This is a genomic window from Pseudomonas tehranensis (assembly GCF_014268615.1).
Classification (GTDB): Bacteria; Pseudomonadota; Gammaproteobacteria; order Pseudomonadales; family Pseudomonadaceae; genus Aquipseudomonas; species Aquipseudomonas tehranensis.
Genome location: NZ_JABWQV010000247.1, coordinates 1 through 7,344 on the forward strand (window position 1 = coordinate 1; position 7,344 = coordinate 7,344).

At 62.5% G+C, this 7,344-nt stretch carries 7 protein-coding genes; 5 read left to right on the forward strand and 2 right to left on the reverse strand.

What is annotated here, in order from left to right; translation table 11 throughout:
* Positions 1–192 precede the first annotated feature (192 nt).
* Positions 193–915 (forward strand): response regulator, encoded by a 723-nt coding sequence (locus tag HU811_RS23010; RefSeq protein ID WP_092457256.1) that lies wholly within the window; start codon positions 193–195, stop codon positions 913–915.
* Entirely contained in the window at positions 912–2,522 is a 1,611-nt protein-coding gene (locus HU811_RS23015) for an ATP-binding protein (RefSeq protein WP_186658260.1), read from the forward strand. The genes HU811_RS23010 and HU811_RS23015 overlap by 4 nt, the downstream gene beginning before the upstream one ends.
* A 133-nt stretch (positions 2,523–2,655) precedes the next feature.
* Here the strand turns inward: HU811_RS23015 and HU811_RS23020 are convergent, their stop codons facing one another.
* Complete coding sequence (locus HU811_RS23020) at positions 2,656–3,381, reverse strand: 4'-phosphopantetheinyl transferase family protein (protein WP_202883621.1); 726 nt, start codon at positions 3,379–3,381, stop codon at positions 2,656–2,658.
* A gap of 200 nt (positions 3,382–3,581) precedes the next feature.
* On the reverse strand, positions 3,582–4,373 hold the full coding sequence (locus HU811_RS23025) for a dienelactone hydrolase family protein (RefSeq protein WP_092402701.1): 792 nt from the start codon (positions 4,371–4,373) through the stop codon (positions 3,582–3,584).
* Positions 4,374–4,525: 152 nt separating this feature from the next.
* Between HU811_RS23025 and HU811_RS23030 the strand changes: the two genes are divergently transcribed.
* From HU811_RS23030 to HU811_RS23040, 3 genes are all read left to right on the forward strand, one after another.
* Entirely contained in the window at positions 4,526–5,125 is a 600-nt protein-coding gene (locus HU811_RS23030) for an outer membrane beta-barrel protein (RefSeq protein WP_092402703.1), read from the forward strand.
* Positions 5,126–5,230: 105 nt separating this feature from the next.
* A complete protein-coding gene (locus HU811_RS23035) occupies positions 5,231–5,908 on the forward strand; it encodes a response regulator (RefSeq protein ID WP_092402705.1) in 678 nt (225 codons plus the stop codon).
* Complete coding sequence (locus HU811_RS23040; protein ID WP_092402707.1) at positions 5,905–7,251, forward strand: ATP-binding protein; 1,347 nt, start codon at positions 5,905–5,907, stop codon at positions 7,249–7,251. The genes HU811_RS23035 and HU811_RS23040 overlap by 4 nt, the downstream gene beginning before the upstream one ends.
* Positions 7,252–7,344: the final 93 nt, after the last annotated feature.

The window sequence follows — 7,344 nt, forward strand, 5'->3', positions numbered from 1 at the left end:
GTGGCGAGGGGATTTATCCCCGCTGGCTGCGGAGCAGCCCTGAAACGGGCGACTATGGTGTGTCAGACGGAATACAGGGGCCGCTTCGCGACCCAGCGGGGATAAATCCCCTCGCCACAGGTTAGTGCTGATTCGATAGTGCTCATCCAGATACAGATCCTTCCTTTATTCTCATAACAAGACGAGGCCCCCGTGGAACAAGAAGCCTGGCAGGTATTGATCGTCGAGGATGACCAGCGGCTGGCCGAGCTGACGCGCGAGTACCTGGAAAGCAACGGCCTGCGCGTGGCCATTGAAGGCAACGGTGCGGTGGCGGCGGCGCGGATCATTGCCGAGCAGCCGGACCTGGTGATCCTCGACCTGATGCTGCCCGGCGAGGACGGCCTGAGCATCTGCCGCAAGGTGCGCGAGCATTACGACGGGCCGATCCTGATGCTCACTGCCCGCACCGATGACACCGATCAGATCCAGGGCCTGGACCTGGGCGCCGACGATTACGTCTGCAAACCGGTACGGCCACGCCTGCTCTTGGCCCGCGTCCAGGCCCTGTTGCGACGCAGCGAACCGGAACCGGCCACGCCGCAAAAACCACGGCGCCTGCAATTCGGGCCGCTGGTGGTGGACAACGCCTTGCGCGAAGCCTGGCTGCAAGACCACGGCATCGAGCTGACCAGTGCCGAGTTCGATCTGCTGTGGCTGCTGGTGTCCAATGCCGGACGCATCCTCTCCCGGGAAGAAATCTTCACAGCCCTGCGTGGCATCGGTTACGACGGCCAGGACCGCTCCATCGACGTGCGCATCTCGCGCATCCGCCCCAAGATCGGCGACGACCCGGACCATCCACGGCTGATCAAGACCATCCGCAGCAAGGGTTACCTGTTCGTTCCCGAAGCTTGCGTAGACCCGACGCCGTGAACTCGATCTTCCTGCGCATTTACGGCGGCATGTGCGCGGCCCTGGTGCTGGTGGCGGTGCTCGGCGTGCTGGCCCTGCATTTGCTCAACCAGACTCGCAGTGAGCAGTACCGCGAGCGTCTGGCCCACGGCACGTTTTCCTTGATGGCCGATAATCTGCGGCCCATGAACGACACCGAGCGACGCCGGGCCTTGGCGGTGTGGGAACGCCTGCTGGGCATTCCCCTGGCGTTGCAGACTTACGCCCAGACCGATCTGGATCTCGGCCAGCGCACCCGTGTCATGCGCGGCCAGGCCCTGGTGGAGCAGACCGGGCCCCATGCGGCAAAAGTCTATCGGCTGGTCAGCGACGGCGAAAAACTGATGCTGGTCGGGGAAGTCCGCCAGATCAGCGAGCAACTGGCCCGGGCAACTATCTATCTGCTGGCCGATGAGTTGGTGCGCTACCCGGTGGCTGAGCAGCCTGAACGCCTGGCGCAACTCAAGCAGGAAAAAGGCTTCGGGTTTGACCTGCGGCTGATGACCATCGCGCAGGCGGACATGGACGAAGACCAGCGTCGTCGCGTGGCCGAGGGCGACACGGTCATGGCGCTGGGCAAGGGTGGTGACTCGATCCGGGTGTTCGCCGGCATGGTCGGTACGCCGTGGGTGCTGGAAATCGGCCCGTTGTACCAGATGAACCCTTATCCGCCTGAGTGGCTGGTGCTGATCGCGGCGCTTGGGTTGAGCCTGATCGGGCTGATCGTTTACCTGTTGGTGCGCCAGTTGGAGCGGCGCCTGCGTGGTCTGGAATCGGCCGCTACCCAGATCGCCCAGGGCAGCCTGGAAACCCGAGTGCCGGCCCGCGGTGCTGACTCCGTCGGGCGACTGGCCGCTGCGTTCAACGGCATGGCCGAACACTTGCAGCAGTTGTTGGCGATCCAACGGGAGCTGGTGCGCGCGGTGTCCCATGAGCTGCGCACCCCGGTGGCGCGCCTACGTTTTGGTCTGGAGATGATCGGCAGCGCCACCACACTCCAGGCCCGGGACAAATACCTGGCGGGTATGGATCACGACATCGAAGACCTGGATCGGCTGGTGGACGAGATGCTGACCTATGCGCGACTGGAGCAGGGATCGCCGGCCTTGAACTTCCAGCGCGTGGATCTGGATGCGCTGGTCAATCAGGTGATTGAAGAATTGGGGCCGCTTCGGGCCGGGATTACGGTCGAGCGTGGCCTGTGCCTGTCTGCCGCTGATTGCGATGGCGCCTGGGTCGAGGCCGAGCCGCGCTTCCTGCATCGGGCCCTGCAGAACCTGGTGAGCAATGCGATGCGTCACGCCAGCGCCCGGGTGACGGTCAGTTACCAAGTGGGTCAGTTGCGTTGTCGGGTCGACGTCGAAGATGACGGGCCCGGCGTGCCGGAGGCGGCGTGGGAGCGGATCTTCAAGCCCTTCCTGCGCCTGGACGACAGCCGGGCCCGTGCTTCAGGTGGCCATGGATTGGGGCTGTCGATCGTGCGGCGGATCATCCACTGGCACGATGGCCGGGCGTTGATCGGCAAGAGCAAGAGTCTGGGCGGGGCCTGTTTCAGCTTGAGCTGGCCGAGGCATCAGGATAGGTCTTGAGGCCAGTGGTGAAGGGTGGGACGCTATCGCGGGCAAGCCTTGCTCCCACAGAGTGCATGGTTTTCCCTCTAAATGTGGTCTCCTGTGGGAGCAAGGCTTGCCCGCGATGGGGCCCTCATTAGCAGCACAAATCTCAGGCCTTGATCCCCACCAGACTCAACAACTGCCCATCCTTCACACCAAACTGCGCCGACAGCTCACGGCCATGACCCCACTCGGCCGACAGGTCGGTGAGCAACCGCAGCTGGACCTGTCCGCTGTGGGTCCACTCCAGTATTTCGGCATGCTCGAAATAAAAGCGCTGCCTGACGATCGGGTACAACGCCTTGAACAGGCTTTCCTTTACGGAAAAGGTCAGGGTCACCAGCAATGCCCGGTCATCTTGCGGGGTCGCGGCCATGCGCAGCAGTTCCGGCGGCGTGAGGATTTCACCGGCCAGACGCTCGGCGCGCTCGGGGTCGAGCAGGTTTTCCAGGTCCATGCCCAGCCCTTGCCAATGGTCTTTTCTGGCGACGATGGCCGCTGCCCGGCCGGTGCTGTGGGTGATCGAGCCACTGACATGGGCCGGCCATACCGGGGCGCGGTCGTCAGCGATGGCTGGCACGCAGATCTGCCCGTCCAACTGATGGAGGGCCGCCCGGGCGCAGATCCGCCCGGCCAGGAATTCCGCCTGGCGCTTGGCCACCGAACGCTGAATGCTCGCCGGTGGTTCGATAGCGCTGTTGGGGAAGTCATTGCCGGTCAGCAGCAGTGGATCAAAGCAGGTGCTCAGCAGCACTGTATCGGACAAGGCTTCGGGCAACAGCCATTGATCATCCAGAGGCGTGCAGCAGGCGGGCAGGGCGGGGAGTGCGTTCATGGCCGGCATTTTGCCGGGTTGCCTTGGAACTGGATAGTGGCGACGCAATTGGCTCCGTAGGAGCTGCCGAAGGCTCGGGCCGCGTTCGGGCGATCTTTTGATTCTTGATCGCGACTCAATGGCCTGGGACAAGATCGCAGCCTCGTTGCACTTGTCAGCTCCTACCGGGGGACACAAAGTTCTCTGCTACGGGTGATGCGTCAGCCAAAAATCTTCTTGAAGAACTTCTGCATGTCCGCCCAGGATTTTTCGTCGGCCTCTTTGTTATAGCCAATGTCCGGCCCGCCATGTTCACCGTGACTCAGGCGGTCGGCATCCGGGTTGCTGAAGCCGTGTTTGGCGCCTTCAAGGTTGACGAATTTGTAGTCGGCACCGGCCTTGTCCATTTCGCTCTTGAACGCGGTGACGTTGTCCGGGGTGACCATGCTGTCCAGCGCGCCATGTTCGACCAGGATCCTGGCCTTGACGCTGCCCGGTGTCGCCGGGGTATTGGTGACCAGCGCGCCGTGGAAACTCACCACACCGGCCAGCGCAACACCCTGGCGCGCCGCATCCAGCACCACCTTGCCGCCGAAGCAGTAGCCGATGGCGGCGATTTTGTCCGGGTCGGTGTGGGGTTGTTTCTTCAGCAGGTCGAGCCCGGCCTGGAACCGCGCACTGGCCGCCTTGCCGTCCTTGAGAGCCGCCTGCATGAACGCCATGGCGTCCTTGGGATGTTCGGTGTTCTTGCCGTCGCCGTACATGTCGATGGCCAGGGCGCTGTAGCCCAGGCCCGCGAGGTCACGGGCGCGGCGTTTGGAATAATCGTTCAGCCCCCACCATTCATGTACCACCACCACGCCCGGGCGCGGGCCTTTGACCGCGTCGTCGTATGCGTAGTATCCAATCAGTTTGGTGCCGTCGGCACTGGTGTAGGGGATCTCCTGGGTCTGGATGGCGGCGTGGCTCGCAGCGCTAAAGGCCAGAAGTACAACAGCAAGCAACCTGTGCATGACGGATCTCCTTGATAAATGCAGGGGTGAGACAGAACACTCTAGCCGATTCATTCAGCGCAGGTTCAGAGAACGTTCAAGGGCCATTCAGGGACGGTTGGTTAACGTGGCTGCGACTTCACAAACCACCCACGTTGCACAGGAGCTTGAACATGACTCACATGAAAACTCTGCTGTTGGCTTTCACGGTGCTGGGCGCCAGCGCCATGGCCCACGCCGATGACAACTTCGCCAGCCTGACCCTTGGCCAGACCAGCGACAAGGTCAAGAAGTCCGACGCGCTGAACGCTAACCTCAATCACCCGAACGCCGACGGTATCATCGGCAAGGACACCACCTATGGCGTCCGACTGGGCCGGCAAAACGACCAGGGTCGCTACTACGCCACGTACGACAACGTTTCGGGCACTCACAATGGCATCAAATTGCGCCAGGAAAACCTGCTGGGCAGCTACGATGTGTTCTATCCGGTCACCGGCACCACCAAACTGTTCGGGGGTGGTACGGCGGGCCTGACCAAACTGACCCAGGACTCCCCTGGCTTCAGCCGCGACAGTGACATCGGTTATGCGGTGGGCTTGCAGGCCGGCGTCGTGCAGAAAGTCTCGCAGAACACCTCGCTGGAACTGGGTTACCGTTACCTGCGCAGCAACGCCAGCACCGAGATGAGCCCCCACGGTGGCGCCAAGGTCGGGTCGCTGGACCTGACCAGCAGTGCCCAAACCTATCTCTCCGCCAACTACACGTTCTAAGCTTGGCGGGCGAGCGTGGTCAGCCGGATCGGCCCAAGACGATCCGGCGCCCTTTACGTGAACCGATGTGCATCACTGGATTGTTCGATTTGCCTGGGAGAGCCCATGAAACTACTGGTCGTCGAAGACGAAGCCTTGCTGCGTCATCACCTGCAAACCCGTCTCACCGACAGCGGCCATGTGGTGCAGGCCGTGGCCAATGCCGAAGAGGCCTTGTATCAGATCGCGCAGTTCAATCACGATCTGGCGGTGATCGACCTGGGCCTGCCGGGCATCAGCGGGCTGGAGCTGATCCGCCGGTTGCGCTCGCAAGACAAGACCTTCCCGATCCTGATCCTGACCGCCCGCGGCAACTGGCAGGACAAGGTCGAAGGCCTGGCGGCCGGTGCCGACGACTACGTGGTCAAGCCGTTCCAGTTCGAGGAACTGGAGGCCCGCCTGAATGCGCTGTTGCGCCGCTCCAGTGGTTTCACCCAATCGACCATCGTCGCCGGTCCGTTGCTGCTGGACCTCAATCGCAAGCAGGCGTCGCTTGGCGATGAACCGTTGGCGTTGACGGCTTATGAATACCGCATCCTGGAATACCTGATGCGCCATCATCAGCAGGTGGTCGCCAAGGACCGCTTGATGGAGCAGTTGTATCCGGATGACGACGAGCGTGATCCTAATGTCATCGAAGTGCTGGTGGGACGCCTGCGGCGCAAACTGGAAGCCCCGGCCGGCTTCAAACCGATCGAAACCGTGCGTGGCCTGGGTTACCTGTTCAACGAGCGTTGTCAGTGATTCGTTCGCTACGGCTGCGCTTGATGCTGGCCGCCATGACCCTGGCGGTGTTGTTCATGCTCGCACTGCTGCCGGCCATGCAAGGCGCGTTCAGCCTGGCCCTGCAGGAGTCCATCGAGCAACGCCTGGCGTCGGACGTGACCACGCTCATTTCCGCTGCCCGCGTGGAAAACAACCGCTTGAAGATGCCGGCGCAATTGCCCGATGAGCGCTTTAACCTCGCCGACGCCCGTCTGCTGGGCTACATCTATGATCGTGACGGGCGTCTGGTGTGGCGGTCCAAGGCTACTCGGGAAGAGAACATCAACTACGCGCCGCGTTACGACGGCCAGGGCAATCAGTTCGCGCGTATCCGCGAAGACAACGGCCAGGAATTTTTCGTCTACGACGTTGAAGTCAAACTGCTCGGCGGGCAGAGCGCGGCGTTCAGTTTCGTTACCCTGCAACCGGTGCGCGATTACGAAGTGACGCTCGACGGCCTGCGGGAAAATCTCTACCTGGGCTTCGGTGCTGCGCTGGCAGTGTTGTTGGCCCTGTTGTGGATTGGCCTGAGCTGGGGGCTTCGCGCGCTGAGGCGCCTGAGCCAGGAACTGGACGAAATCGAAAGCGGTAGCCGGGAAAGTCTCAGCACCGAGCACCCGCGGGAGCTGTTGCGCTTGACCGGCTCCCTCAACCGCCTGTTGCAGGGCGAGCGGGAGCAGCGCAGCCGCTATCGTGACTCCCTCGATGACTTGGCCCATAGCCTGAAAACCCCGCTGGCGGTGCTGCAAGGCGTCAGTGAAGACATGGCCCGGCGCGCCGAGGACCGTGGACAGGCCTGGGTGCTGCAAAGCCAGATCGAGCGCATGAGTCAACAGATCGGCTATCAGTTGCAGCGCGCCAGCCTGCGCAAAAGCGGTCTGGTGCGCCATCAGGTGCGCTTGCGCCCGGTGCTGCAAAGCCTGTGCGACACGCTGGATAAGGTCTATCGCGACAAACGTGTCAATGTCAGCTTCGATCTGCCGGAACAGTGCCATGTGCCGATCGAGCAGGGCGCCTTGCTGGAAATGCTCGGCAATCTGTTGGAAAACGCCTATCGGCTGTGCCTGGGCGAGGTGCGCATCAGCGTGCATCAGACCCTCGGCGGCATTGAATTGTGTGTCGAGGATGACGGGCCGGGTGTGCCGCCGGATCAACGCGCACGGATTCTGCAGCGTGGCGAGCGCCTGGATCGCCAGCATCCGGGGCAGGGCATCGGACTGGCGGTGGTCAAAGACATCATCGAAAGCTACGGCGCCCGGTTGACCCTGGGAGATTCCGAGCTGGGCGGGGCGGCATTTCGGATTCATTTTTTGGTGGTTTGACTGGAATGTTTCGCTGTGTCGGCGGGCTCCTGTGGCGAGGGAGCTTGCTCCCGTTGGCTGTGTTGTAGGAGCTGTCGAGTGCAACGAGGCTGC